Annotated in this window: 21 protein-coding genes; 18 read left to right on the top strand and 3 right to left on the bottom strand. The window is 68.5% G+C overall.

Annotation, left to right across the window (positions count from 1 at the left end; all coding sequences use genetic code 11):
• Nucleotide 1: 1 nt before the first annotated feature.
• The 11 genes from ACQPW1_RS15770 to ACQPW1_RS15720 are packed head-to-tail and all read left to right on the top strand — an operon-like array spanning nt 2 to nt 11,492.
• Entirely contained in the window at nt 2-520 is a 519-nt protein-coding gene (locus ACQPW1_RS15770; protein WP_433663451.1) for a GNAT family N-acetyltransferase, read from the top strand.
• Nucleotides 517-1,629: an LLM class flavin-dependent oxidoreductase gene (locus ACQPW1_RS15765; protein ID WP_433663450.1), complete on the top strand. Its 1,113-nt coding sequence runs from the start codon at nt 517-519 to the stop codon at nt 1,627-1,629. Before ACQPW1_RS15770 ends, ACQPW1_RS15765 begins: the two co-directional genes overlap by 4 nt.
• Nucleotides 1,626-3,245: an ABC transporter substrate-binding protein gene (locus tag ACQPW1_RS15760; RefSeq protein ID WP_433663449.1), complete on the top strand. Its 1,620-nt coding sequence runs from the start codon at nt 1,626-1,628 to the stop codon at nt 3,243-3,245. The genes ACQPW1_RS15765 and ACQPW1_RS15760 overlap by 4 nt, the downstream gene beginning before the upstream one ends.
• Nucleotides 3,246-3,247: 2 nt before the next feature.
• On the top strand, nt 3,248-4,258 hold the full coding sequence (locus ACQPW1_RS15755) for an ABC transporter permease (protein WP_433663448.1): 1,011 nt from the start codon (nt 3,248-3,250) through the stop codon (nt 4,256-4,258).
• Complete coding sequence (locus tag ACQPW1_RS15750) at nt 4,251-5,114, top strand: ABC transporter permease (RefSeq protein WP_433663447.1); 864 nt, start codon at nt 4,251-4,253, stop codon at nt 5,112-5,114. The genes ACQPW1_RS15755 and ACQPW1_RS15750 overlap by 8 nt, the downstream gene beginning before the upstream one ends.
• A gap of 2 nt (nt 5,115-5,116) precedes the next feature.
• Nucleotides 5,117-6,799 carry a dipeptide ABC transporter ATP-binding protein gene (locus ACQPW1_RS15745; protein ID WP_433663446.1) on the top strand — a complete coding sequence of 561 codons (1,683 nt, stop codon included), beginning with the start codon at nt 5,117-5,119 and terminating at the stop codon, nt 6,797-6,799.
• A complete protein-coding gene (locus tag ACQPW1_RS15740; protein ID WP_433663445.1) occupies nt 6,799-7,044 on the top strand; it encodes a hypothetical protein in 246 nt (81 codons plus the stop codon). The genes ACQPW1_RS15745 and ACQPW1_RS15740 overlap by 1 nt, the downstream gene beginning before the upstream one ends.
• Complete coding sequence (locus ACQPW1_RS15735) at nt 7,044-8,174, top strand: LLM class flavin-dependent oxidoreductase (protein WP_433663444.1); 1,131 nt, start codon at nt 7,044-7,046, stop codon at nt 8,172-8,174. Before ACQPW1_RS15740 ends, ACQPW1_RS15735 begins: the two co-directional genes overlap by 1 nt.
• Entirely contained in the window at nt 8,171-9,541 is a 1,371-nt protein-coding gene (locus tag ACQPW1_RS15730; RefSeq protein WP_433663443.1) for an NtaA/DmoA family FMN-dependent monooxygenase, read from the top strand. Before ACQPW1_RS15735 ends, ACQPW1_RS15730 begins: the two co-directional genes overlap by 4 nt.
• A complete protein-coding gene (locus ACQPW1_RS15725; RefSeq protein ID WP_433663442.1) occupies nt 9,538-10,344 on the top strand; it encodes a DUF1684 domain-containing protein in 807 nt (268 codons plus the stop codon). Before ACQPW1_RS15730 ends, ACQPW1_RS15725 begins: the two co-directional genes overlap by 4 nt.
• On the top strand, nt 10,341-11,492 hold the full coding sequence (locus ACQPW1_RS15720) for an LLM class flavin-dependent oxidoreductase (RefSeq protein ID WP_433663441.1): 1,152 nt from the start codon (nt 10,341-10,343) through the stop codon (nt 11,490-11,492). The genes ACQPW1_RS15725 and ACQPW1_RS15720 overlap by 4 nt, the downstream gene beginning before the upstream one ends.
• Before the next feature lie 277 nt (nt 11,493-11,769).
• On the opposite strand, the gene ACQPW1_RS15715 is transcribed toward ACQPW1_RS15720, so the two are convergent.
• Both ACQPW1_RS15715 and ACQPW1_RS15710 read right to left on the bottom strand, forming a co-directional pair.
• The gene (locus ACQPW1_RS15715; protein ID WP_433653875.1) at nt 11,770-12,993 is read right to left on the bottom strand and encodes an IS110 family transposase; all 1,224 of its coding nucleotides are present in this window, start codon (nt 12,991-12,993) and stop codon (nt 11,770-11,772) included.
• A gap of 1,126 nt (nt 12,994-14,119) precedes the next feature.
• Nucleotides 14,120-15,856, bottom strand: a complete 1,737-nt coding sequence (locus ACQPW1_RS15710) for a transposase (RefSeq protein ID WP_433663440.1) — start codon at nt 15,854-15,856, stop codon at nt 14,120-14,122.
• Nucleotides 15,857-16,039: 183 nt separating this feature from the next.
• Here ACQPW1_RS15710 and ACQPW1_RS15705 point away from each other — a divergent pair, with 183 nt between their 5' ends.
• Nucleotides 16,040-18,067 (top strand): CocE/NonD family hydrolase, encoded by a 2,028-nt coding sequence (locus ACQPW1_RS15705; protein WP_433663439.1) that lies wholly within the window; start codon nt 16,040-16,042, stop codon nt 18,065-18,067.
• Nucleotides 18,068-18,153: 86 nt separating this feature from the next.
• Here the strand turns inward: ACQPW1_RS15705 and ACQPW1_RS15700 are convergent, their stop codons facing one another.
• Nucleotides 18,154-19,155 carry a methylenetetrahydrofolate reductase gene (locus ACQPW1_RS15700; protein ID WP_433663438.1) on the bottom strand — a complete coding sequence of 334 codons (1,002 nt, stop codon included), beginning with the start codon at nt 19,153-19,155 and terminating at the stop codon, nt 18,154-18,156.
• A 108-nt stretch (nt 19,156-19,263) separates the two neighbouring features.
• Between ACQPW1_RS15700 and ACQPW1_RS15695 the strand changes: the two genes are divergently transcribed.
• From ACQPW1_RS15695 to ACQPW1_RS15670, 6 genes are all read left to right on the top strand, one after another.
• Nucleotides 19,264-20,415, top strand: coding sequence for a polyprenyl synthetase family protein (locus ACQPW1_RS15695; RefSeq protein ID WP_433663437.1), 1,152 nt, complete (start codon nt 19,264-19,266; stop codon nt 20,413-20,415).
• Nucleotides 20,416-20,581: 166 nt separating this feature from the next.
• Complete coding sequence (crtI, locus tag ACQPW1_RS15690) at nt 20,582-22,207, top strand: phytoene desaturase family protein (protein WP_433665248.1); 1,626 nt, start codon at nt 20,582-20,584, stop codon at nt 22,205-22,207.
• Nucleotides 22,208-22,270: 63 nt separating this feature from the next.
• The gene (locus ACQPW1_RS15685; RefSeq protein ID WP_433663436.1) at nt 22,271-23,974 is read left to right on the top strand and encodes an alpha-(1->6)-mannopyranosyltransferase A; all 1,704 of its coding nucleotides are present in this window, start codon (nt 22,271-22,273) and stop codon (nt 23,972-23,974) included.
• On the top strand, nt 23,971-24,948 hold the full coding sequence (locus tag ACQPW1_RS15680) for a phytoene/squalene synthase family protein (RefSeq protein ID WP_433663435.1): 978 nt from the start codon (nt 23,971-23,973) through the stop codon (nt 24,946-24,948). The genes ACQPW1_RS15685 and ACQPW1_RS15680 overlap by 4 nt, the downstream gene beginning before the upstream one ends.
• A gap of 155 nt (nt 24,949-25,103) precedes the next feature.
• Nucleotides 25,104-25,862: a TetR/AcrR family transcriptional regulator gene (locus ACQPW1_RS15675; protein ID WP_433663434.1), complete on the top strand. Its 759-nt coding sequence runs from the start codon at nt 25,104-25,106 to the stop codon at nt 25,860-25,862.
• Entirely contained in the window at nt 25,859-26,761 is a 903-nt protein-coding gene (locus tag ACQPW1_RS15670; protein WP_433663433.1) for an NADP-dependent oxidoreductase, read from the top strand. The genes ACQPW1_RS15675 and ACQPW1_RS15670 overlap by 4 nt, the downstream gene beginning before the upstream one ends.
• Nucleotides 26,762-26,885: the final 124 nt, after the last annotated feature.

Raw genomic sequence — 26,885 nt, 5'->3', positions numbered from 1 at the left:
GGTGACCCAACAGCTTTCGGCACGCGACCTGCGGGTGCATCAGGTCGCCCAGGACGATCCGCTGGCCGCACCGCTGCTCGCCGAACTCGCCGTCGAATACAGCAGCCGCTACGGCCGCAGCCCCGGTGAGATGCACGCGTCGCTGCGCGACTACCCGGCCACCGAGTTCGCGCCGCCGCACGGCGCGCTGCTGGTCGTCACCCGGGACAGCGAGGCGGTAGCGGGTGGCGCGTTCCAGCGCTACGACGCGGAAACGGCTGAGCTCAAACGGATCTGGACGTCTCGCGAACACCGCAGGCAAGGGTTGGGCCTGTTCGTGCTCGAGCAGCTCGAAGCCGAGATCGTGCGGCGCGGCTACCAGCGCATCTACCTGACCACCGGGCCACGCCAGCCGGAGGCCGTCGGCCTCTATCTAGCCGCCGGATACACCGCGCTCTACGACCCGGCCGTGCCCGCCGAGGAGCTCGGCCCGCATCCGTTCGAGAAGCACGTCACCGACGAATTGGGGGCCACCGCATGAAGTTTCTGTTGTTCACCCTGGTCACCCGGGTGCCGGACCCGACAACGGGCCGACTGCCCGGCACCAGGGAGCGACTGCGCAACGTCGTCGAACAGGCCAGGCTGGCCGAGGATCTCGGCTACGACGGGTTCGCCGTCGGTGAACGGCACGAGGATCCGTTCCTGTCCGCCGCTCCCCCGGTGATCCTCAGCCACATCGCCGCGGTCACCTCCCGCATCACCCTGTTCACGGCTGTCACCACGCTGAGCCTGCTGGACCCGGTGCGCGCCTTCGAGGACTACTCGACGCTGGACAACCTCTCCGGCGGCCGCCTGGAGCTGATCATCGGCAAGGGCAACGGGGCCGCGCAGGCCGAGCTGTTCCACGTCACCACCGACGACCAATGGGACCGCAATCGCGAAGGCTACGACCTGTTCCGGGCGCTGTGGGCCAGCGACAGCGTCACCTGGTCGGGCCGGTTCCGGCCGGAGCTGAAGAACGCCAAGGCCTTGCCGCGACCGTGGCAGCCGAAGATCCGGATCTGGCACGGCAGCGCGACCAGCCGGGATTCGGTGGAACTCGCTGCGCGCCAGGGTGATCCGCTGTTCTCGGCGAATGTCACCAACCCGATCGAGCCGTACGCCGAACTGGTCCGGCACTATCGGGAGCGCTGGGAGTTCTACGGGCACAACCCGGCCGACGCGCTGGTCGGCGCGGGCACCGCCGGATTCCATGTCGCCCGCAGCTCCCAGCAGGCTCTGGAAACGTACCGGCCGATCTTCGAGGCGCGACTCGCGTTGGCGCGCACGCTCGGCCTGCCGATCGTGTTCGAGACGTTGGACGACTTCGTCACCCGCAGTTCGGCTTTGGTCGGCAGCCCGGAGCAGGTGATCGACAAGGTCGGCAGGCAGCACGAGCAGTTCGGCCACGAGGTGATCCACCTGTCCGCCGAGCGCGACGGCCGCCCCGAGATCGACTACCTGGACAGCCTGGCCCTGTTCCAGACCGAGGTGGCGCCGGAGCTGCGCCGCCGAATTCCCAGCCGCCCGTTGGCTACCGGCGCCGAGAGCGCCGAGCTCGATCCGCGTGACGAACTCGTCCGCACCGAAACATCTGGAGTTACCTCGTGATCCGAACCCGTCACCGAATCGTCGCGCTGGCAGGCGCACTCGCCGCGGCCACCACCGTGGCCGCCTGCGGCACCGATTCGGCCGCACCCGGCGGCGATGCCGGGCCGCCGCAGCCGGGCGGCACCCTGCGCTATGGCCTGTCGCAGGCGCCGACCTGCTCGGACCCCGCGCAGTCGAGCACCAACCAAACCCTGTACGTGACAAGGCAGATCGTCGATTCGCTGACCGACCAGGATCCGGAGACCGGCGAGCTGAAGCCGTGGCTCGCGCAGAGCTGGGAGGCCTCGCCGGACGCGAAGGTGTTCACCTTCCACCTCACCGACGGCGTCACCTTCAGCGACGGCACGCCGCTCACCGCGGACTCGGTGGGCAAGACCTTCGATTCGATCATCAAGCTCGGCGCGGCCAAGACCGCACTGGCGTCGAGTTACCTCACCAACTACGTCGGCACCACCGCCGTGGACCGGCTGACCGCGCGCGTCGAGTTCAGCAAGCCCAATGCGCAGTTCCTGCAGGCATCCTCGACCACCCAACTCGGGATTCTGGCCGACACCACCACCGCCAAGCCCGCCGAGCAGCGCTGCCTCGGCGACAACATCGCCAGCGGGCCGTTCACCTACGCGAGCTACCGCCAAGACGCGTCCGTGACGCTGGCCAAACGCGCCGGATACCAATGGGGTTCGTCGGTATTCGGGCATCGCGGCGAGGCGTACCTGGACAAGATCGAGTTCACCGTGGTGCCCGAATCCGGTGTGCGCACCGGCAGTCTGGCGTCGGGTCAGCTCGACGCCGTCAGCGATGCGCTGCCGCAGGACGAGCCACAGATCACGGCCGCGGGTGGGCGGGTGCTGAGCACCTCGAATCCCGGTGTGCCGTTCGGCTTCCAGACCAACGTGACCCGCGGACCGCTGCGCGACCCCGCGGTGCGTCAAGCCCTGCTACCCGCGATCGACCGTAAGCAGTTGGTGGACACCGTGCTCGGGCCGCAGTTCAAGCCCGCGACCAGCCCGCTGGCCAGCAGCACACCCGGCTACCAGGACCTTTCGGCGCGGCTGGCGTACGACCCGGCTAAGGCCCGCGGCATTCTCGACCAGGCGGGCTGGGTGCCCGGTGGTGACGGCATCCGGGCGAAGAACGGTGAGCGGCTGACCTTCTCGGTGGTGTTCAGTCAGGTGTTCGGCGGCAATCAGGCGATCATCGAGCTGGTGCAGCAGCAGCTGCGGCAGGTCGGGGTCGAGCTGAAGCTGGACCTGGTGTCGGTCGCCGAGCAGACGGCACGGCAGAACACGAAGGACTTCGACAGCAGCTACGGCAACACCACCCGCGCCGACGGGGACATCCTGCGCACCTCGTTCGGCTTGGATGGCCGCAATCTCAATGCGCGCGCGGGTATTCCAGCGCTCGATGACGCGCTGAACGGGCAGCTGAGCACGATCGACGCCGGCATCCGCACTGGCCTGATCCACACCGCGCAGCAGCAGGTGCTCGACGCCGGACTGCTGATTCCGACGGTGGAGCTGTCCCAGGCCATCGGCGCGGGCAGCGCCACCCAGGATCTGAAGTTCGAGGCGTCGGCGCGACTACAGTTCTTCGACACCTGGCTGAGCGGGCGGTAACGATGGCGCGCTATCTGGCTCTGCGGGTCCTGCAAGCGACCTGGGTGTTGTGGGCGGCATTCACCATCTCGTTCGTGGTGCTCTACCTGTTGCCCGCCGACCCGATCTCCATCGCGGCCGACGCCGGCGGGTCGGGCACCCCGGTGGACAAGGCCGCTATCGCCGAGTTGCAGGCCCGCTACGGGCTGGATCGTCCGCTGTGGGAACAGTATTGGACCGCGCTGGGGCACGCGGTGCGCGGCGATCTCGGACATTCGATCGCCACCGGGCAGCCGGTGACCGACGCCATCGGTGACGCGCTGCCCGGGACGCTCGGATTGGCCGGGCTCGCCTTGGTTTTCGCGACGGTCGGCGGGGTAACCCTGGCCTTCGCCTCGACGTACACCCGGCGGCCGTGGCTGCGCACCGCGCTCGCCGCACTCCCCTCGCTCGCGGTGTCGGTGCCGACCTTCTGGACCGGATTGCTGCTGCTGCAACTGTTCTCGTTCCGGTTGCGGCTGGCTCCCGCCTTCGGTGGTCATGGGTTCTCGGGCACCGTTTTGCCCGCGCTGACCCTCGCGCTGCCCATCGGCGCGGTGATCGCGCAGGTGCTGGCCGCCGGGCTGGCATCGACCTGGCGGCAGCCGTATGTCGATGTGGCGCTGTCGAAGGGTGGTTCGCGCTGGTGGGTGCAGCGCAGGCACGTGCTGCGTCCGGCCAGCGTGCCCACCTTCACCATCGCGGGGGTGCTGATCGGCAACATGCTCGCCGGATCGGTCGTGGTGGAAACCGTCTTCGCCCGGCAGGGTGTCGGCCGCCTGACTCAGACCGCCGTACTGGCCCAGGACATTCCGGTGGTGCAGGGCATCGTCCTGCTCACCTCGGTCGTCTTCGTCACCGTGAATCTCGCGGTCGACCTGCTGTATCCGCTGCTCGACCCGCGCATCGTCACCCGATCGCGCCGGGCGGCAAGGAGCGAGGAGACCGACGATCGGATCGGCGACACTGCCGAAGGGGTGGCAATTCATGGTTGACGTCATCGATGAGCGGCGCGGCACGCTGCCTCGCCTGCGCACGCCGGTGCTGCGGTGGAAGTGGTTGCGCGACAACGCAGTACTGGTCCTATGCGGTGTGGTTGTGCTGCTCGCCGTCGGATGGGCGCTGTTCCCGTCGGTGTTCGCCAGCGGCGATCCGTTGATCGGCGTGCCCGCGCAGAAGTTCCAAAGCCCCAGCGCCCAGCACTGGTTCGGCACCGACAATCTCGGGCGCGATCTGTACACGCGGATGGTGCACGGTGCCGGGCTCTCGTTGACCGCCACGCTCGCCGCGGTCGGCATCGCGCTGATCGCCGGGTCGGTGCTCGGCCTGCTGTCGGGCGCGGCGGGCGGCATCGTCGACGCCGCTGTCATGCGCGTCGTCGATGTGCTGCTGTCGATTCCGGCGCTGCTGCTGTCGCTGGCGCTGGTCACCGCGCTCGGCTTCGGCACCCGCAATGTGGCGATCGCGGTGGGTGTTTCGCTCGTCGCCAACTTCGCGCGGGTGATGCGGTCGGAGGTACTGCGAGTACGGCACGCGGTCTTCGTCGAGGCGGCACAGGCCTCCGGGGTTCGCTGGTACACGGTGCTGCTGCGGCACGTGCTGCCCAACTCCTACCAGCCGGTGCTCGCGCTGGCCGCCGTCGAATTCGGCATGGCCGTGCTCTCCATCTCGGCGCTGAGCTTCCTCGGCTACGGCGCGGAACCGCCTACGCCCGAGTGGGGTTCGCTCATCTCCGATGGCCGCAACTATCTCGCCACCGCCTGGTGGATGACCACTCTCCCCGGGCTGGTCATCGTCGCGGTCGTCGTGGCCGCCCAGCGCCTCGGGCGTGCCGTAGGAAGGAACGAATAGCCATGACCACCACGTCTTCGCCTCGAGCGGCACTGACCGACGAACCGTCGGTCGCGGAAACCACAGGGCAGGAAGCGGGTCCGCTGCTGCGGATCGACAACCTGCGCGTCCGCTACCGGTCGGACTCCGGCGATGTCACCGCACTGGACGGTGTCTCGCTCAGTGTGGCCCGCGGTGAAGTGGTGGCGCTGGTCGGTGAATCCGGTTCCGGCAAGTCCACTCTCGCGCAGGCGGTGATCGGCCTGCTCGGGGCGAATGCCGACATCATCGGCGGGACTGTCGCGTTCGACGGGCACGTCATCGATACCCGGTCCGAGCGGGCGTTGCAACGGCTGCGCGGTGCGCGGATCGGGTTCGTGCCGCAAGATCCCGGGCTGTCGCTGAATCCGGTGCGGCGCGTCGGTGACCAGGTGGCCGAGGCGCTGCTGGTCCATCGGCTGGCCGACAAGCGTTCGGCCCGGGAACGCGCGGTCGAGCTGCTGGCCGACGCGGGCCTGGACCGGCCGGAACTGCGGGAAGTGCAGTACCCCCACGAACTTTCGGGCGGGCAGCGGCAGCGGGTGCTCATCGCCTCCGCGCTGGCCTGCCAGCCGGAACTGATGATCGCGGACGAGCGGACCAGCGCGCTGGATGCCACGGTGGCGCGGCGAGTGCTCGATCAGCTGGCGGCACAGATCGCGGCCAAGGGCACCGCGGTGCTGCTGATCACCCACGATCTGGCGGTGGCGGCCGAGCGCGCCGATCGGATCGTCGTGCTGAGCGGCGGCGAGATCGTGGAGAGCGGGCCGACCGCGGCGGTGCTGGCCGACCCGCAGCATCCGTACACGAAGCGGCTGCTCGCCGCGTCGCCGAGCCTGGCGCCCGCAGGCGCCTATCGGACACCCAAGCCGCGCGAGGGCGCACCGCTGCTGGCGTTGCGCGAGGTGCACAAGCGCTTCCGCGCGCAGGCCGGTGGGTCGGTGACCGCGGTCGCGGGGGTCGGGTTCGAGCTCGGCCGCGGCGAAACCCTCTCGCTGGTCGGCGAATCCGGCTCGGGCAAGTCGACGACGGCCCGAATCGCGTTGCGGCTCACCGAACCCGACAGCGGCGGCGTCACCTTCGACGGGCACGAGCTGACCCGCGTCCGCGGCACCCGGCTGCGGGCGCTGCGCAAGCGGTTCCAGGTGGTGTACCAGAACCCGTACTCCTCACTGGATCCCCGGTGGCGGGTCGGCACGATCATCGAGGAACCGTTGCGCGCGTACGGCGTCGGCGACCGTGCGGCCAGGCAGGCCAGGGTCGCCGAACTGCTCAGGCAGGTGGCGTTGCCGGAGCACTTCGCCCAGCGCCGTCCCGCGGAACTGTCCGGCGGGCAACGTCAACGCGTCGCCATCGCCCGAGCCCTGGCCCTGCACCCGGATCTGCTGGTGCTCGACGAACCGGTCTCCGCCCTCGACGCCTCGGTCCAAGCCCAGATCCTGGAACTGCTCGACCGGCTGCAGGCCGAGCTGGCGCTGAGCTACCTGTTCATCTCGCACGACCTCGCGGTGGTCCGCCGCATCAGCGATCACGTCGCCGTCATGCGGCACGGCCGCATCGTCGAATCCGGGCCGACCGCAGCGATTTTCGACAACCCGCAGCACGAGTACACCCGCGAGCTGTTGTCGGCCATCCCCACCCCCGCCGTCGCGAAAGGACCATCCTGATGTCGGAATCGACCTATCGGCACAGCCGGATACTCGTCCGCCCCGACCGGACCGCGCACTGCCGCAGCAGGCCGGAGCGGGCGGGCTCGCTGCCCGCCCGAGCGAAACGCTGGTGGCGCACGCATCTGCACGTGCCCGAGCACACCGCCGCCACCGACCTGTGGCAGCACGCGTTCTTCTTCGCGCCCGACGCCGCGGGTGTGCACCCGGCGCGGCAGTGCCTGGACTGGAAGGAAACCTACTGATGGCCGAATCCGACTTCTTCCTGGCGGTGGAGCTCGCCGGGACGGGGATTCACCCGGCGTCCTGGCGGCGGGAGGACTCGCGGGCCGAGGATCTGTTCACCGGCGGGTACTGGGTCGACGCGGTCACCGCGGCCGAAAAGGCCGGTGTGGACGCGGTATTCGTGCCCGACTCGTTCGGGCTGCAACCCGGTGGGCCCGGTGTCGCGCGGGGCAGGCTCGATGCGGTGGCGATCGCGGCTCGGGTCGCAGCGGCCACTCGGCACATCGGCCTGCTGCCGCAGGGCGCGGTGACGCATACCGAGCCGTTCCATCTGGCCAAGGCCATTCAGAGTCTCGATTTCGCCACCTTCGGGCGCGCCGGTTGGGAGGTCACCGTGTCCGAAGGTGTGGAGCAGGCACGGGCATTCGGGCGTAAGGGCGAGCAGGACGTGGCGTCGCTGTGGCACGAGGCGGACGAGGCGATCGAGGTCGTCACCCGGCTGTGGGACAGCTGGGAGGATGACGCGGAGATCCGTGACGTGCCGACCGGGCGCTTCATCGACCGGGACAAGCTGCACTACATCGACTTCGCCGGAGAGAACTTCTCGGTGAAGGGGCCCTCGATCACGCCGCGGTCTCCGCAGGGTCAGTCGATCGTCGCGGTGCGCGCGGACGACGATGCGAGCACGGGTGTCGCGGTGCGCCGGGGCGATCTGATCCGTATCGCCGCAAGCGATCTCGACTCCGCGCGGGTCTTGCGTACCGCGCTGCGGACGGCTGTGCGGGCCGCGGATCGCGATCCCGATGCTGTGCAGATTCTGCTGGATGTCGAAGTCCATCTGGCCGATTCACCGGATGCCGCGCGCGATGAGGTGGCCCAGCTGGACGAGTGGACCGCCGATGCCCCGGCTGGCCTGCGCCACATCGGAACTCCAGCCACACTCCGTGAATTGCTGGGCTCCATCAGCGCTTCCGGCGCTGCCGACGGCGTGGTGCTCCGCCCGCTCGCGGTACCGGCGGCAGTCGGCCACCTCGCCGCGTTGGCGCGGAAACCACTGTCCGCCAGCACATTGCGCGATCGACTCGGCTTGCCACGGCCATTGAGCCGCTACGCCGACACCACCACGATCCAGGAAGGTACGCCGTCGTGACCGGCAAACCACGCAAGCAGATCCATCTCGCCGCCCACTTCCCCGGCGTCAACAACACCACCGTCTGGGCCGACCCGGCCTCCAAGAGCCAGGTCGATTTCGAGTCGTTCGTGCACCTGGCGAAGACCGCCGAACGCGGCCTGTTCGACTTCTTCTTCCTCGCCGAGGGCCTGCGGCTGCGCGAACACCTCGGGCGCATCCACGATCTCGACGTGGTGGGCAGGCCGGACACCTTCACGGTGCTGAACGCGCTGGCCGGGGTGACCGACAAGCTCGGCCTCGCGGGCACCATCAACAGCACCTACAACGAACCGTTCGAGCTGGCCAAGCAGTTCGCCTCGCTGGACCACCTGTCCGGCGGCCGCGCCGCTTGGAATGTGGTCACCTCCTCCGACGCGTTCACCGGCGAGAACTTCCGGCGCGGTGGCTATCTCGAACACGGTCAGCGCTACCAGCGTGCCGCGGAGGTGGTGCAGGTGACTCGCAAGCTGTGGGACAGCTGGGCCGCCGACACGCTGGTGGTCGATCGGGCGGCGGGGGTGTTCGCCCGCGAGATTCCCGAAACCCGGCACCGCGGTGGGCAATTCGATATCGCCGGACGGTTCGTGCTGCCGCCGAGCCCGCAGGGTCACCCGGTGGTTTTGCAGGCGGGTGATTCCGATGACGGCCGCGAGTTCGGCGCGGCCGCCGCCGACGCGATCTTCACCGGTCACGGCACTCTCGAAGCGGGACAACAGTTCTACGCCGACGTCAAGGGCCGGTTGGCGAAATACGGCCGGTCACCGGACGAGCTGAAGATCCTGCCCGCGGCCACCTTCGTGCTGGGCGACAGCGCGCAGGACGCCGAGGACCGGGCCCGCCACATCCGACGCCAGCAGGTCGGCCCGCAGACCGCCATCGCGTTCCTCGAACAGGTCTGGGGCCGTGACCTTTCCGGCTACGACCCGGACGGCCCGCTGCCCGACGTCGAACCGACCGACAACGTCACCATCACCCGCGGCCGGGTGCGCCACGCCAAGGACCCGCGCGCCGTCGCCGAGGCCTGGCGCGCCAAGGCCGAGGCCGAGAAGCTCAGCATCCGTGAGCTGATCATCGAGGTCACCGCGCGCCAGCAGTTCGTCGGCACGCCCGCCGCGGTCGCCGAGCAGATCGACACCTACGTCCAGGCCGACGCCAGTGACGGTTTCATCCTCGTCCCGCACCTCACCCCGGCCGGGCTCGACGAATTCGTCGACCGGGTCGTCCCGGAACTGCAGGAGCGCGGCAGTTTCCGGACCGAATACACCGGCACGACCCTGCGCGAACACCTCGGTCTGCGCCATCCGCACCAGCACACCACCGCCCACGAAGGAGCACGAGCCTCATGACGACCAGCATCAGCACCGTTTTCGAAACCGAGTGGGCGCACTGGCACGACAGCAGAGAGGATCAACTGCGTGATCCGCTCGGCTTCCTCAGCCTGACCGGATTGCATTGGCTCACCGACCAACCCGAGCGGCTGCCCGATGTGCCCGGCACCTGGTGGGTCACCGACGACAAGGTGTTCATCACCGCGCAGCCCGCCGACCGGCTGGAGTTCGACGGCGTCGGCATCGCGGGCGTGCGGATCATCAAGCCCGCGGAGGGCGCGCCGGGACTCAGTGTGCTGCACGAGCATCGGGTGCTCGAGGTGATCCGGCGCACGGGTCTGTACGCGGTGCGCGTGCACGATCCGGCCGCGCCGCCGCTATCGAGTTTCGACGGAATCCCCAGCTACGCACCGGATCCGCGCTGGGTGGTGCAGGGCCGGTTCACGCCGTTCGACGAGCAGCGCACGGTGACCACCGGCGCCGTGGTCGACGGACTCGAACACCACCACACCGCCTCAGGCACCATCGAATTCACCATCGGCGAGGCCACCGAGCGGGTCATCGCGTTCGGCGATCCGGCCGACCTTCGCCTGCTGTTCACCGATGCGACCAGCGGCATCACCACCTATCCCGCGGCACGCGCGCTCGCGGTCGGCCCGGTGGACGCGGACGGCACGGTGCGCCTCGATTTCAACCGCGCGGCCAATTTGCCTTGCGCCTTCACCGATTTCGCGACCTGCCCGCTTGCGCCCGCGGAGAACAGGCTGCGCGTGGCGATCGAGGCGGGCGAGCAGCATCCACGGCTAGGGAGGAATTCATGACCGTCCCACTCTCCATCCTCGACCTGTCCCCGATCAGCGCCGGGTCGACCGCGCAGCAGGCGCTGCGCAACACCATCGATCTCGCGCAGCACGCGGAACAGTGGGGCTACCACCGCTATTGGCTGGCCGAACACCACTTCGTCTCGGTCGCCAGTTCCTCGTCGATCACGCTGATCGGTCTGGTCGCGGCGGCCACCTCGCGAATTCGGGTGGGGTCGGCGGCCGTTCAGGTCGGCCATCACACGTCGGCGTCGATCGTCGAGGCGTTCGGCACCATCGACGCGCTCTACCCCGGCCGTCTCGACCTCGGCCTCGGGCGGTCCGGTCACCGGCGCAGCCAGTACGGATCGGAGCCGTCGCACCCGAAGGGCGGTCACCCCAAGGTCGATACGGCGATCGGGCGGACCGAGATCAGGGACGGCGTGGTGGTGCCGCCGCCGTTCGATCCCGGCCGGGTCGCCGACCGGTCGAAGTTCCTCGCCTCGGCCGCCGCGCTGCAGCAGGAGGGCGCGCAGCCGCTGGACTTCGCCGAACAGGTCGACGAGGTGCGCGCGCTGCTCGGCGGTCACTTCGTGAGCAAGGACGGGATCGCGCTGCACGCCGTTCCGGGTGAGGGTGCGCAGGTCGAGCTGTGGTTGTTCGGCAGCTCGGGTGGCGAGAGCGCGGTGCTGGCCGGCCAGCTGGGATTGCCGCTCGCGGCGGCCTACCACGTGTCGCCGGGCACCGCCCTGGACGCGGTCGAGGCCTACCGTGCCGCGTTCCGGCCCTCCGCCCACCTGGCCGAACCATACGTGGTGATCTCGGCCGATGTGGTCGTCGCAGGTGACGACGCCACCGCGCAGCAGCACGCGTCCACCTACGGCCACTGGGTGCACAGCATCCGCAGCGGCGCGGGCGCGGCCGACTACCTCGACCCCGCCACCGCCGCCCCACTCACCCCAGAGCAGCACCGCCTGGTAGCCGACCGTCTGGCATCCCAATTCGTCGGCGCCCCAAGCACTGTCGTGGAGCGCCTGGAAGCACTGCAACGCGTCACCGGCGCCGACGAACTCCTCGTCACCAGCATCACCCACCGCCACGCCGACCGCCTCGAATCGCACCGGCTACTCGCCGACGCCTGGGGTTTACGCGCGGCCCGCGCCGCCTAGCCCCGCGCACCAATTCGCCTGGTGCGCACGAAACTGCTAGCAATTTCGTGCGCACCAGGCAAAACCGCACGCAGCAGGGTGCTACACCCTCAACGAGCGCGGCCGGACGTACAGATTGTTGCCCGCGCACGCCTCCGAGGAACCAAGCGCGCCCTGATCAACTGCCATAAGAGCCAAGGACGAGCACCCTTCGCCGAAGTGCACACCCTTTCCATAACCCGCACACCCAGTACACGGGGTGTGCGGGTTGCAGAAAGACATCCCAGGAGCTTGAATGTCAAGCAGCGGACTGCTGAGCTGGGTCGGGCCAGGCTGTGGTCTCGTTGTAGAGGGTTCCGGTTTTGAGGCAGCCGTGCAGGATCCCGACGAGTCGGTTGGCGAGCTGGCGTAGCGCGGCGTAGTGACCGACACCGCGGGCTCGCTGACGGTCGTAGTAGTCGCGGGCGCCCCGGGACCACATCAGCGCGGATTGCGCCTGGGTGGTGAGGGCGTCGATGAGCCGGTCGTTGTGTACGAACCGGGCCAGGGCGACCTTCTTCTTGCCCGACGCGCGGGTGATCGGGGAGGTGCCCGCGTAGTTCTTGCGGGCTTTGGCGCTGCGGTAGCGGTCGGGGTCGTCACCGAACTCTGCGAGCACCCGGGCACCGAGGACCTGTCCCAAACCGGGCTGGGACGCGATGATCTCAGCGGCCGGGTGCTGCCCAAAATGCGCCTCGACCTGCCCCTGCAACGTCTTGATCTGGGTGTTGAGGACAGTCAGGACCGCCAGCAGCGCCTGGACCGAGGCTGCGTAGGCCTGCGCCACGACCTCGGGCTGGCCGAGCTGCTCGCTGCGCAGTGCGGCCGCAATAGCGGTGGCTTTGTCGGCGACGTTGCGGCGGCGCGCCCGCTTCAACGCGGCACTGATCTGGGGGATCGTGAGCCGGGCCGCCGCAGCTGGGGTGGGTGCTTTGGCGAGCAGTTCCAGGGTGTCGGCGGCGTCGAGGTCGTCGAACGCGGCCAGCGCGGCGGGGAAGTAGTCACGCAGAGCGTGACGCAACCGCTGGGTGTGGCGAGTTCGGTCCCAGATCATCGTCTTGTGAGCACGGGCCACCACCTTCACGGCCTCGGCTCGCGCGGAATCCCCAGCGACAGGTCGCAATTCGTGGGAATGGGTGCGGACCATATCCGCCAGCACGTGAGCGTCACCAGCGTCGCTTTTGGCACCCGAGACTCCCAGCCGGTCCCGAAACCTGGCCGCCTGCAATGGATTCACCGCCAGTACCGTGTATCCGGCGGCGACCAGCGCCCCGACCCAGGGACCGCGGTCGGTCTCGATCCCGACCAGGACCTCGACCTCGTCGGCGTCGTCGACCAGGCCGCCGAGGATCGCGTGCAGTCTCGCCATTCCGGCGACGCCCTCGGGCACGCGCGCTTTGGCCAGGCGGCGCCCGGCGGTGTCCATCACCTCCACGTCGTGGTGGTCTTCAGCCCAGTCATCTCCTACGAACAGTCGCAACAATCCTCCAATTGCTAATGCCGATCACCGTCGAGCAGCCAGCAGGAGAACCATCAGCGACCTAATCAAGCAGTGCTCACGCCCATTCGGGCGGGCACGACATCCCAGCAGCGATCAACTCTCCCGGCCTACCGGCAGGGGCACGGTCTTTCTCCAGGACTCGAAGTCCAGGGTGCGAAAGTGCTCACCTACCGGCCGGCTACTACCAGGAGTGTGCCGGATAGCTCACTCCCAGAACTGATTAGGGTGTGCACAGAGCGTCCGCACCCCGCAGCCCCCGCAACCCGCCGACCACAGCCCCGCCGCAAGCATCGAGGCGAGTCAAATGGTCGCCAAACGATCTCCAGCAGCAACCATTTGACTCACTTGATCTTGAAACGCCCGAAAACAGCACCACAGCCAGATGACCACGCCGGAACCCGACACCACACACCTGACCGCTGACTACAGCCGGGAACCCCACCTGACGCGCCCAGCACTACTCACGGGAAAGCCTGGGTAGGTCTTCGGCTTCTGTGGACTGCTCACGCATGGAGTCCTTAGAGGTACTTGCCCGGTAGGTGCACTCTTCGAAGGGTCTCTGGGTGTACTAGTCCAGGATCGTGTACGCAGAGACACCCCGGGTCTGCGGTCCCCGAGGTTTTCGGCAGTCCGTGGGATGACCGGAGTAGTGCTGAGCACGTGAGGTGGGGTTCCCGGCTGTAGTTAGCGGTCAGGTGCGCGGTGTGGAGGTTCCAGCGTGGTCATCTGGCTGTGGTGCTGTTCTCGAGCGTCTTTTCGGGCGGGCTGGGTGTCGGAGGGTGGGGTTTCAAGATCAAGGCGAACTGATGCAGGCATCGGCCCGAGAGAGCTCACCTGCACCAGTTCCCCATGATCTTGAACGACGGCGCTGTCAGCAACAACTGATCTTGAATGCGGCCACTGGCGGCAGATCCGCACCCTGACTCGGGATCCGCACTCGGAATAGGGCCCTAGGTGGCTGGTGTCGAATGGCCGTTTGTGGCGCATAGTGGTGTCTGTTTGTGGGTGTCTTGGCTCAGGTTGGTGATCGACCGGGGTTCTGGCTCGGGCGTGCTGCTGTGTGATGGTGGGTCTGATCGGTCGCTGGGGTGCGTTGCCGGTGTGTGGCTCAGGCGATGGCGAGGGTTAATTGTGTTGCGGTGGAGCCGATTCCGAGGGCGGCCAGTCGCGCGAGGTTGACCGCCGCGGCGAGCAGTGAGAAGTCTGCGGCGATCTTCATCCGTCCGCGGACTCGAGCGCGCCGACCACCGTGGCGGCGGCGCATGAGGTGGCCGATCTTGCGTTCGACCTTGGGGCGGGTGGCGCGATACTCGGCCATCCAGGCCAGATCGCGTCGGCGCGCGCGGGCGGCGAGTAGCTGTTTCTCGTGTGGCCCGATGCCGATCGTGCGGCCAGCGGCCGCAGACGTGCAAAGCTCGCGCAACCGACAGCCACCGCAGGCGGCACCGAAGGCGGCGGCACCGATGGTGGCGGGCTGGCCTTTGCGGGGCCGGATGGGTGCGGTGTGCCCGGCCGGACAGCTCACCATCGCGCGGTCCAGGTCGACCTCGAAGCGGTCCTTGGGGAAATGCCCCTTCACCGATGACGCCGGCTGAACTTTCAGCCCGTTGTGAATACCGTTGTCGTCCAACAGTTTCAACAACTCCCCAGCGCCATAGGCGGCATCACCGAATACCCGTGCACCGGCTTCGGCTTCGGCTTCGGCTTCGGCTTCGGCTTCGGCTTCGGCTTCGGCTTCGGCTTCGGCTTCGGCTTCGGCTTCGGCTTCGGCTTCGGCTTCGGCTTCGGCTTCGGCTTCGGCTTCGGAGGGCAGTATGTCGGCGAGCAGAGCGGTGGCGGGCCCGGCGTCGCCGCTGTTGGCGGGTGTGACGGTGGTGGCGGTGATGATCTCGCTGTCGGGGTCGATCGCGATGTGGCCTTTGTAGCCGTCGAAGCCGCGGGCCTGGGTTTTGTGCCCGTGGCGGGTCTCGGGGTCGACGGTCGAGATCACTCGATCGGCGGCTGTGCCGCGAACGATGCGGAAGTTCCCGTCGTCATCGGTGGTGATGTCCTGGCCGAGCACGGTCGCCAGCAACTGCGCGGCCTTGCCGGCGCGTTCGTCGAGTTCGAGCCCGTCGATCACCGCCAGCATCGCCGACCCATCCCGGGCACGGGAGTCGATCAACTGCTCGCGGGCGGTCTCGTCGTCCCAGTCGATCACCGGTTTCGCGGTGCTGGTGTAGTCGTCATCGCTGGTGATCACTGCCCGCAGGCACTCTGCCAGCTCCGCACCGGCCGCAGCGAGCAGGCCACGGATGCCCGAGCGGACCAAGGTGATGGTGTCCATCGTGGCGACCGCGTCATGCAACGGGGTCGAATCCAGCACCCGTTTGCGGCCCACCAGCCCTGCCTCGCGAGCCACGTCGAGCACGGCGTCGAAGATGCGGTCCGGCCGATCCGAACGAGCCAGCCGGGCCCGCATGTCCACCAGCACCGTGTGCACGAACCCCGGATAATCGAAATCCAGGCCCCCGGCGGCGTACTTCCAACGAGCATCGAACGCGAACCGCTCCACCGCTTCCCGATCCGAGAGGCCCCCGAGCCGTTGCAGCACCATCACCACCGCCACGATCATCGGCGGCACCGAGCGGCGCCCGATATCGGTGAACAGATCCGCGAACATCTCATCCGGGAACAACCGGAAGCAATCACGATGCAGCACACCGTAAATCGAGTCCGACCCCACACGACCCTCACAGAAGTTCGCGGTCGACCGCAACAAATCCGCCTGCCTCGGCGACTGCCCCAACGTCACCGGACCATTCTGCTCGAGCCAGACGATCACCGCACGAAAAACACCAGCCACCTAGGGCCGGTGCGGATCCCGAGAAAGGTGCGGATCTGGGGTCGGCGGGTGGGGTCGGCGGATTCGGCAGGTCGACCAGGTCGGCGCCTGATTGTTGGGCACATCGACACACTTCCCACGATCGACCTAAAACATACAGGCGTGCATGTATATTTCTGGCCGATCAGGATTGGGAGGATATCGATGAGGATTGCTCCAGCCCGCCGGTGGACCAGGGTTTTCGTCGGAGTGCTTGCGCTGCTTACGGTTTCGCAGGTGCTGGTGGCACCTGGGGGATCGGCCGCGCCCGAAGGTCTGGCCGCGTGGACGGCGCTCCACGATGGCCCGCAGCAGTATCCGGCGATGCATATCGACTGGGATGTGCCGATCACGATGAGCGACGGCACCGTGCTGAAGGCCAATGTGTATCGCCCGGCGGATGCGAACGGGCCCATTGCCACGCCGCTGCCGACGATTGTGAACCTGACGCCCTACACCAAGCTGCTGTCGATGATCGCGCAGACAGGGCTGTCGGTGCCGGGGCTATCCGATGCGATCGTCGGGTTCCTGCGTGACTTCGAGTTGCCCGGTACGCCTTTGGAGGCGCTGACTGACGCTACCCGGGTGGCGGGCGGTGGGTTCGGGCGCGCTTTCGCGGTGGACCCCCACCTGATTCGCAGCGGCTACACCCAGATCGTCGTCGACGTACGCGGAACCGGCTTCTCCCAGGGGATCTGGGAACCGTGGGGCCCGAAGGATCAACAGGACACCCCCGAGGTCATCGCCTGGGCGGCGGTGCAACCGTGGTCGGACGGCAAGATCGGGATGACCGGTGCCTCCTACTCCGGCATCAATCAGGTGCAGGCAGCCGAAAAGCAGCCTCCCGCACTGAAAGCCATCGTTCCGGCGGTCCCCGGTAACGACCTGGTGCGCGACATGATCGCCCCGGGTGGCGCGGCCATCGGCATCCTGCTCCCCTACCTGCTCGCGGTGAACGCGGCCAAGTTCATGCCGGACCTGGTGTCGCTGGTGCGGGGCAACTTCGATATGCAGTGGCTGGCCGACCGACTGGCCAGCCCGATGTCGTTCATGGACGTCGGAATTCAGACGATGAGCACCGATTCGTTCGACACCGTTCCACCACAGCTACAGAGCGTGCTCGACCCGGACAGCCCGCTCCGCCAGGCCTGGCTCGGCCATCCCGAACGCATCAACGTGCCCACCCTGGTGGTCGGCGGCTGGCATGACAACTTCGCCAACGGCGAACCCCGTATCTACCAAGAGATTCCGCTGCCGCCCGGCCAGAAGCAGCTGATCATGGGCAACAGCTACCACGTGAACGCGGGCTTCGACATGCGCGGCAGGCCCGGGGAGCCGCCGCGCATCGATGTGCTCACCCGCGCGTGGTTCGACAAGTGGCTCAAGGGCATCGATAACGGCATCGACGGCTACGGCCCGGTGACGATGTGGCAGCAGGGCGCGGGCTGGACCAGCGCCGAGCAGTTCCCCCGACCGGAGGCGAGCCATCGGCGGCTGTATCTGTCGGCGGCACCGAGCGGCAGCACGACCACCAGCGTGCACGACGGAACCCTCAGTGCCGAACCGACTTCCGAGACCACCCGGATCACCGTTGCCCCCGGCCTGGCCAGCCTCTGCTCGTCGGACTCGGTGCAGGGCACCGCGGGTGCCCTCGTCTTCTCCGGCTGCGGCAAAGACGCCAGGGTGCAGGAACTCAGCGGGCTGACCTTCACCAGCCCACCGGTGGCCGAGCCGACGCCGATCTCCGGGCTGATCGCGCTACACCTGAACACGGTGCACGACGCCGCCGACGGTTACTGGACCGCGACGCTGAACGACGTTGCACCCGAAGGCCGTTCGATGACGTTGACCACCGGCCAGTTGATGTCCTCGATGCGCGCCATCGACGACAGCAAGAGCCGCCGGTCGCCCGACGGGGCCTACACCGATCCGTTCCCGGTGATGTCCCTCGCCGAGCGGCAGGCCACAGTCCCCGGCCAACCCACCCAACTCGACCTCGGCCTCGCCCCCACCGACGCGATACTGCAACCGGGACACCGGCTTCGGGTCGACATCTTCGCGGGCAACTACCCCAAGGGCCTACCCATCCGCCCGATGCTGGACGCGACCGAACTCAAACCCCAACACCTGCAACTGGACCCGTCGGCACCGAGCTACGTCAACATCCCCCTCGCCGGAACCCCAGGCTGGTAACCGACAGCCGCACACCTTTCGATTTCCCGCACATCGAATCGCATGCGATTCCGTGTGCGGGAAATCAGGAGGTGTGCGGCGGTGTTCTAGGCGCTGATCGGGGCGGCGGTGACCCCGTAGCCGAGATTGGTGAGGACCTCGGTGGTTGCCTTGGCGAAGTTCAGGGTGATGAAGTGGAGGCAGGGGGCGCCCTCGTCGATGAGGCGCTGCGCCATCTCGGTGGCGATCTCGATGCCTGCCTCGCGCACCGCGGCCTGGTTCGCGTCGGGTGCGTCGCCCGCGGCCTGGTTCAGCCGCTCGACGACCGCGGTCGGCAGCGCGCGGCCGCAGAGTTCCTCGGCCCGGGCCACCGTGCGCAGCGAGGTGATCGGCATCAGCTCGGGGATGATCGGCTTGGCGCCCTCGATCGGGTCGAACTTCGCGATCCGGTCGCGCAGCCGCAGGTAGTGCTCGACGTCGAAGAACATCTGGGTGATCGAATACTCCGCGCCCGCACGCAGTTTCGCGGCCAGGTAGGCGGTATCGGAGTCCAGGTCCGGTGAGCGGTGGTGGCCCTGCGGGAACGAGGCGACGCCGACGTGGAAGTCGCCGAGGTCGCGCACGATGCGCACCAGTTCCTCGGCGTAGGCGACACCCTCGGGATGCTGCTGCCATTCGCCGAGCGGATCGCCGGGCGGATCGCCGCGCAGCACCAGGATGTTGCGGATGCCCGAATCGGCGTAAGAGCCGACCAGCGAACGCAATTCGGACAGACTGTGCTCGACGGCGGTCAGGTGCGCCACCGGCAGCAGGGTGGTCTCCTGGGCCAGCTCGCCGGTGACCCGCACGGTGCGGTCGCGGGTGGACCCGCCCGCGCCGTAGGTCATCGAGACGAACGCCGGATGCATCCGCTCGAACTGGCGCACGGCCCGCCACAGTCGCGCCTCGGCGGCGGCGTCGCGCGGCGGGTTGAACTCGACCGAGAACGGCACCGCGGCGGTGGAATGGGCCCGCAGACTCTGGACAACCGAAGGTGTGGCAGAGACGTTCGGGTGCGTCCGGGGCGGACGGCCTGGGGTCGAGCGTCCCCGCGCATTGTCGAAAGTCACCGGTTCAGTCTAGTGGTGACCCGGCGCAGGCCCCACCGGTCGTACCGACGAGTACGCGTATTCTTCGGACCAGAATCACTGGCACCACGCGTCCACCACCGCACGACCTTGGAGGCTCCCCTGTCCGCCGGACCCGGTACCCAGACGCCTCACCGCACCTCGGCGGCCGAGCTCATCGCACCGCAGCCGGGCACGCCGGCCTTCGTCACCGCCGTGGAAGGCGCGCTGACCAGGTTCTTCAGCACCCGGCGCGGAATGGTCGAGGAGCTGGGTCCGGTCTTCGTCGAGGCCGCGGACGAGCTGGAGCTGTTCGTGCTGCGCGGCGGCAAGCGGACCAGGCCCGCGTTCGCCTGGACCGGCTGGCTCGGCGCGGGCGGCGACGCCGACGGTCCCGCGGCCGATGCGGTGCTGACCGCGTGCTCGGCGTTGGAGCTGGTGCAGGCGTGTGCGCTGATCCACGACGACATCATCGATTCCTCGCGCACCCGCCGCCGGTTCCCGACGGTGCATGTCGACTTCGAGCGGCGCCACCGCGACCGCCGCTGGGCGGGTGATTCCGCCCACTTCGGCGCGAGCGTCGCGATCCTGGTCGGCGATCTGGCGCTGGCCTGGGCCGACGACATGGTGCACGCGTCCGGGCTGGACCCGGCGGCGATCGCCCGGTTCGCGCCGGTGTGGGCGAGCATGCGCACCGAGGTGCTCGGCGGCCAGCTGCTCGACATCCACGGCGAGGCGGGCGCGGACGAATCGGTCGAGGCCGCGCTGCGGATCAACCGGTACAAGACCGCCGCCTACACCGTCGAACGCCCGCTGCACCTCGGCGCGGCCATCGCCGACGCCGACCAGGGCCTGGTCGACGCCTACCGGCTCTTCGGCACCGACATCGGCATCGCCTTCCAACTGCGCGACGACCTGCTCGGTGTGTTCGGCGATCCCGCCGTCACCGGCAAACCGTCCGGCGACGACCTGCGCGAGGGCAAGCGCACCGTGCTGCTGGCCGAGGCGCTGGTGCGAGCCGACGAGGCCGACCCGGCCGCGGCGAAGCTGCTGCGCACCAGCATCGGCACCGATCTCGACGCGGACGAGGTGGCGAAGCTGCGCGACGTGATCACCGAACTCGGTGCCGTCGACGAGGTAGAACGCCGGATCACCGAGCTCACCGACGCCGGGCTGGCCGCCATCGAAACCAGCACGGCGACACCGGCCGCGAAAGAGCGGTTGCGCGCCATGGCATTGGCGGCGACCAAGCGCGCCGCGTGAAAATGGTTGCGCTACCGGCAGATCGGGTACCCCTGGTCGGCGTCGGCACCGACCCCGTACGTGCCGCGAGGAGGGGAACCGAGTGAAAGACGTTGCTGCTCAGAGCGCTTGCGAGTCGCGAATGCGCGAGGCCGCACCGTCCGATCGACTGCTACTCGTCCGGGGAATGCCGGTCGTCACACCCGATCAGGCCACGCACCGCAACGCCCATCCCGTGAAAACCGTTGCCGGACCGACGGATCGCGTCGTCGTGGTCGGTGCCGGGCTCGCGGGGCTGTCCGCCGCGCTGTATCTCACCGGCGCCGGACGCAAGGTCACCCTGCTGGAGCGGGCCGACCATCCGGGCGGGCGAGTCGGGCGCTACCGGGGTCCGGATTACGAGATCGATTCCGGTGCAACCGTATTGACGCTGCCCGAGCTGATCACCGACGCGCTGGCCGCGGTCGGCCGGACGCCGGAGACGTGCACACCCCCGCTGCGCATCCATCAGCTGGCGCCCAGCTATCACGCCAAGTTCGCCGACGGCGCCACGCTGCGGGTGTTCGCCGACCCCGACGCCATGGCCGAGGAGGTCGCGCTGGTCTGCGGCCCGGCCGAGGCGCGCCGCTACCGGCGGCTGCGCGACTGGCTGGCGCGGATCTACGCGGCCGAGTTCACCGAGTTCATGGACACCAACTTCGATTCGCCACTGGACATGGTCCGGGTGCCCGAAAAGCGCCGTGCGCTGGCGGCTTTGGTGCGGCTCGGCGGGTTCGGCAGGCTCGGACCCCGGGTCGACCGGTTCCTGCGGGATCCGCGGCTGGCCAGGTTGTTCACCTTCCAGGCGCTCTACGCGGGCCTGCCGCCCGCCGAGGCGCTGGCGGTATACGGCGCGATTCCGCACATGGACACCTCGCTCGGCGTCTACTTCCCCGAAGGCGGGATGCGGGCCATCGCGGCGGCGATGGCCGAGTCGTTCACCGCCGCGGGCGGGACGCTCGAGCTGGGCACCGAGGTGACCGGGGTGGACTACGCGGGGCGGCGGGCCGAGCTGGTGCGCACCGCGGACGGTCGCACGTTCGACTGTGATGCGCTGGTGCTGACCGCCGATCTCGGCTCCATCGACCGCTTCGGCGTGCGGCGTCGCCGCGGCTTGCGGGCCGCGCCGTCCGCGGTCGTCGCGCACGGCACCGTGCCCGCCGAAGTCGCCCGCACCTGGCCGGTGCAGGCGCACCACACCATCGAATTCGGGGCGGCGTGGGACAAGACGTTCGCGGAGATCGCGGGCCGACGCGGTCGGTTGATGAGCGACCCGTCGTTATTGCTCACTCGACCCGCACTCACCGACCCGAGTCTTTACATCTCCCGCACCGATGGACAGCACGAACCATTCTCTTTGCTGGCCCCCTGCCCGAATCTGGACACCGCTCCCCTGGACTGGCTCCGAATCGGCCCGGCCTACCTGCGCGAACTGCTGGAAGTGCTGGAAGGACGCGGTTATGCGGGCATTGCCGCGCATTTCACCGTCGACCACCTCGACACCCCGCAGACCTGGCGCGACCAGGGCATGCTGTCCGGCACCCCGTTCTCCGCGGCGCACCTCTTCCGGCAAACCGGACCATTTCGTTCGCGCAATCTTCCGCGCTCCAGCGACAACGTAGTTATTGCCGGTTGCGGCACCACGCCGGGTGTAGGAGTACCGACCACGCTGCTGTCCGGGAAACTGGCGGCAACCCGTATTACCGGCGATAACCGCCCCGCTCGAGATGAAACCGCGCGTACCAGCGGGATAGTGTTCCCGGCGACGCCGTAAACTAGGCGCCGACCTATTCACTCGCGGTTGCGACCGCTGATCATTCGGGGGGACCGACACCAGATGGCATCCCCCGAAACGCGCGCCGCAGAGGCCACATTGACTGAAATCACCGGCCACGCACCGAACATCGCAGCGAAGCGCGAATCGGCCAGTACCGAGCCGCCGACCGCGCGGTCGTGGATGCGCACCGTCGCCCTCTTCCTGCGCAGCCCTGAGGGGCACTCCGCCCTGCTCGGTTTCTACGGCGCGATCATGATCACCTTCGGTGGGTTCGGCGCGGGCAGCACCCGCCAGCGCGACCCGATCCTCGAGGCGCTGCACCTGTCCTGGCTACGGTTCGGCCACGGGTACGCGCTGTCGACGATCGTCATCTGGATCGGCGTGCTGCTGATGATCACCGCGTGGGTGCGACTCGGCCGCACCACGATCGGGCGGGACGACCGGCTGGACGCCGGAGTGACGCTCAACGAGTTACGCGCGATCGTCGGCATCTGGATCACCCCGCTGCTGTTCGCCGTGCCCATGTTCAGCCAGGACGTCTACTCGTACCTGGCGCAGGGCGCGCTGTTGCGCGACGGCTTCGACCCGTACGCGGTGGGCCCGGTCAAGAACCCCGGCGTGCTACTCGACAACGTGAGCCCGGTGTGGAAACTCACCACCGCACCGTACGGCCCGATCTTCCTGCTGCTCGGCCGTGGCATCACCAGCATCACCGGCGACAATGTCGTCGCGGGCACCATCGCGATGCGCCTGGTCATGCTGCCCGGCCTCGCGCTGATGATGTGGGCGGTGCCCTATCTGACCAAGCACCTCGGCGGCAAGCCGACGGTGGCGCTGTGGCTCGCGGTGCTCAACCCGCTGGTGCTGATCCACCTCTGGGGTGGCGTGCACAACGAGATGCTGATGGTCGGCCTGATGTGCGCGGGCATCGCGCTGGTGCTGGAACGCCACCACGTAGCAGGCATCGTGGTGGTCGCCATCGGCGTGGCCATCAAGGCGACGGCGGGCATCGCGCTGCCGTTCCTGGTGTGGATCTGGATGCTGCACGAACGCGAGAAACGCGCCGCCCAGCGGGCCGGGCGCGACCCCGCGAACCTACCGGAGAGCGAACGGCCGCACGACGCTGCCGAGTCGACCGAGGACATGCCGCACCCCGCGCTGATGTTCGCCAAGATTGCCGGGCTCGGGCTCAGCGTGTTCGCGGCGGTCTTCGTGGCCGCCTCGGCCATCGCGGGTGTCGGCATCGGCTGGCTGACCGCGCTGTCCGGCTCGAAGAAGATCATCAACTGGCTCTCGCTGCCGACGATCATGATGCACGCGGTCGGCTGGTTCACCTCGTTCGACTCGGGCAAGGTGCTCTCGGTGACCAGGGCGCTGTGCGCGGTGGCGCTGGCGATCGTGCTGGTGTGGGCCTGGTGGCGGTTCCGGCACAGCGAGCGCGAGGCCGTGTTCGGCATCCTGATCGCGTTCGTGGGGATCGTCATCCTGTCCCCCGCCGCGCTGCCCTGGTACTACTCGTGGCCGCTCGCGCTGGCTGCCGGGTTCGCACTGTCCACCACGACATTGATGGTGCTGGTCGGGTTGTGTACCTGGCTGATGCTGGTGTTCCAGCCGGACGGCTCGATCGGGTTGTACAGCTTCGGGCACGTGGCCCTGGCGACGTTCGCCGCCGTGGTGGCCGCGATGTCGCTGCGCAAGGTGGATCCGCTGCGGTTGCGGGCCACACCGCCGAGCACCGATCCGGCCGCGCCCGCTCGGCCATGATCGGTGGCGCGCCGCCTGCCGCGGGGCTCGCCGTCGCGTATCGCGAATGCCGGCAGATCGCGGCGGCGCACGGACGCACCTACTTTCTGGCGACCCGATTGCTGTCGGCCGAGCACCGACCGGCGGTGCACGCGCTGTACGCGTTCGCCAGGATGGTGGACGACATCGTCGACCACGCGGAAACCGATGTCGCACAGCGTTATCCGACGCACGCCGAGGTCGTCGAGCGCGGTGAGCTCGAGCCATCCGGGCTGCTCGACCTGATCGAGAAGCAACTGCGGATCGCGCTGGAGTCGCGCGAGCAGGGCGCGCTGGAACCGCAGGGCCTGATCCTGTGTGCGGTCGCCGACACCATTCACCGCTACGGCATTGCTACACAGCACTTCTGGACGTTCCTGGACTCCATGCGGATGGACGTACCCGGCACCGCGCGTTTCCGCGACCGCTACGCCACTATGGCCGACCTCAACGAGTACATGAGCGGCTCGGCCGCGGCCATCGGCCTCCAGGTGCTGCCGATCCTCGGCACCGTGGTGCCGATCGCCGAGGCCGAACCGGCCGCCGCCGCGCTCGGTGAGGCGTTCCAGCTCACCAACTTCCTGCGCGATGTCGCGGAGGACCTCGATCGTGGGCGGGTGTATCTACCCGCGGACGAGCTCGCCGCGTTCGGGGTCGACTACGAGCTGCTGGTCCATTGTCAGCAAGCGCAGCGCACCGATCCACGAGTCCGCCGGGCGCTCGCCCACCTCATCGCGATCAACCGCGACACCTACCGACGCGCCGTGCCGGGCATCGATCTGCTCGAGCCGCGAGTACGTCCGGCCATCCGCACCGCGGCCGTGCTCTACGCGAGCATCCTCGACCGCATCGAGGACTCCGACTATGCCGTGTTCAGCCACCGCGCGGTGGTCCCTCGGCACCAGCGACTTCGGGTAGCCGCGACCCAGTTCACCGCTGCCGCCCTGAGCCACTAGCCGCACGCCCACCGATCGGTTCAGAGCTAGTCGCAGACCGTGGCGGATCGAGTAGCCCGGGCAGATCCCACCCCACCAGCCCGACTGAACACTGTTCGTAAATGAACACTGTTCATCCATTGAACAGTGTTCGTTCGTCGTGCTACGGTTGGCCCATGGCAGATGGAAGTACCCCGAACAGGGGTGTGACGCGCGATCAGTGGGAAGCGCAGATCGCGGCGCTCGGCGAGGCGGGAACACCGCGGCGGGCTCGCAAGGAGCCGATCACGGTCGACCGGATCGTGGCTGCCGCATTCGAGTTGGTCGAGGCCGAAGGCTTCGACGCTTTGACGATGCGTCGTGTCGCCGCCGCGCTCGAGACGAGCCCGGGGGCGCTGTACGTGCACGTGCGAAACAAGGCGGAGCTCGATGATCTGCTGATCGGGCAGCTGTGCCGGAATGTGGTGCTGCCCGCACCCGATCCGGCGAACTGGCGCGCGCAGATCAGTGACGTGTGTGGGCAGCTGCGTGATCAGTATCTGCGTTATCCGGGGATATCCCGCGCGGCCCTGTCGGCGTCACCGAACAGCCTGGACACGGTTCGGTTGGGCGAGGGCATGCTGGCGATCCTGCTGGCCGGTGGGGTGGCGCCGCAGTCGGCGGCGTGGGCGGTCGATGCCGCGGTGCTGTACGTCAACGCGTACAGCTTCGAGGCCTCGCTGCGGCGCGCTCCCGGCACCGACACCGACGGGCGGATCCTGGATCGCGCCGAACACATCGCGCGACTCGAGATGCTGCCTACCGCGCTCTTCCCGAACACCGTCGCCTACGCGCAAGAACTCACCGCCGGGACCGGACACGAACGGTTCGATTTCACCCTCGAGCTGATGTTTCGTGGACTGACCCCGGACAGCCAGGACGGAGGACAGTCATGAAAGCAGTTCGTTTCGACCGGTTCGGTGGGCCGGAGGTCCTGGAAATCGTCGATCTGCCCGATCCGCACCCGGGCCCCGGCCAGGTTCGGATCTCGGTGCGCGCCGCCGGTGTCAACGTCAGCGATTGGAAGAAACGCCAAGGGCAGATGGATCAGCAGCTCCCGCAGACCCTGGGTTACGAGGCGGCCGGTGTGGTCGACGAGCTCGGTGCGGGCGTGACCGATGTCGCGCTCGGGGACCGGGTGTTCGGGTTCTCCGCCGACGGCGCCGCGCAGGCCGAACTGGTGGTGTTGTCCTACTACGCGCCCATTCCGTCATCGGTCGGATTCGCCGAGGCCGCCACCCTGCCCGCAGCGGTGGAGACGGCGGCGCGCGCACTCGACCAACTCGGCATCAAGGCAGGTAGCACACTGCTGGTCAACGGCGCGTCCGGCAACATCGGTAGTGCCGCAGTGCAATTGGCGTTGGCCCGCGGTGCACGCGTGATCGGCACCGGCAGTCCGGCCTCCCACGACCTGATCCGCTCAATGGGCGCCGAACCCGTCGCCTACGGCGCAGGCATGAGCGAGCGGGTGCGCGCACTCGCTCCCGAGGGCGTCGATCGGGCGCTCGACGTCGCGGGCAGCGGTGTGCTGCCCGAGCTGATCGAGCTCGCCGCGGGCCCGCAGCACGTCATCACGCTCGCCGACTTCGACGGCGCGCAGACATACGGCGTGCGGTTCTCCCGAGGAGACGACGGTCGGGCGCTCTATGTCCTGGCCCAGATCGGTGAGCTGGTCGAGTCCGGACAGTTCGCGCTCCCCGCCGTGCAGACCTTCCCGCTGGCCGATATCGCCGAGGCACACCGAGCCGGCGAGTCCGGTCGAGTACGCGCAAAGCTCGTGCTGCTCCCCAACTGACCGACCACGCCCGCACCTGCGCGGGCACCCACCGCCGCGTGACCCTGAGCGTGTCGCGCCACCGAATATCGATCACCGATGCCGCATACCCGCATCGGCGATGCCGCCTGCGCATACGACTGAG

The organism is Nocardia sp. CA-128927 (assembly GCF_050955855.1).
Classification (GTDB): domain Bacteria; phylum Actinomycetota; class Actinomycetes; order Mycobacteriales; family Mycobacteriaceae; genus Nocardia.
Note: the sequence above shows the minus strand (reverse complement) of the source record. Positions and strands in the feature narration are given on the sequence as shown.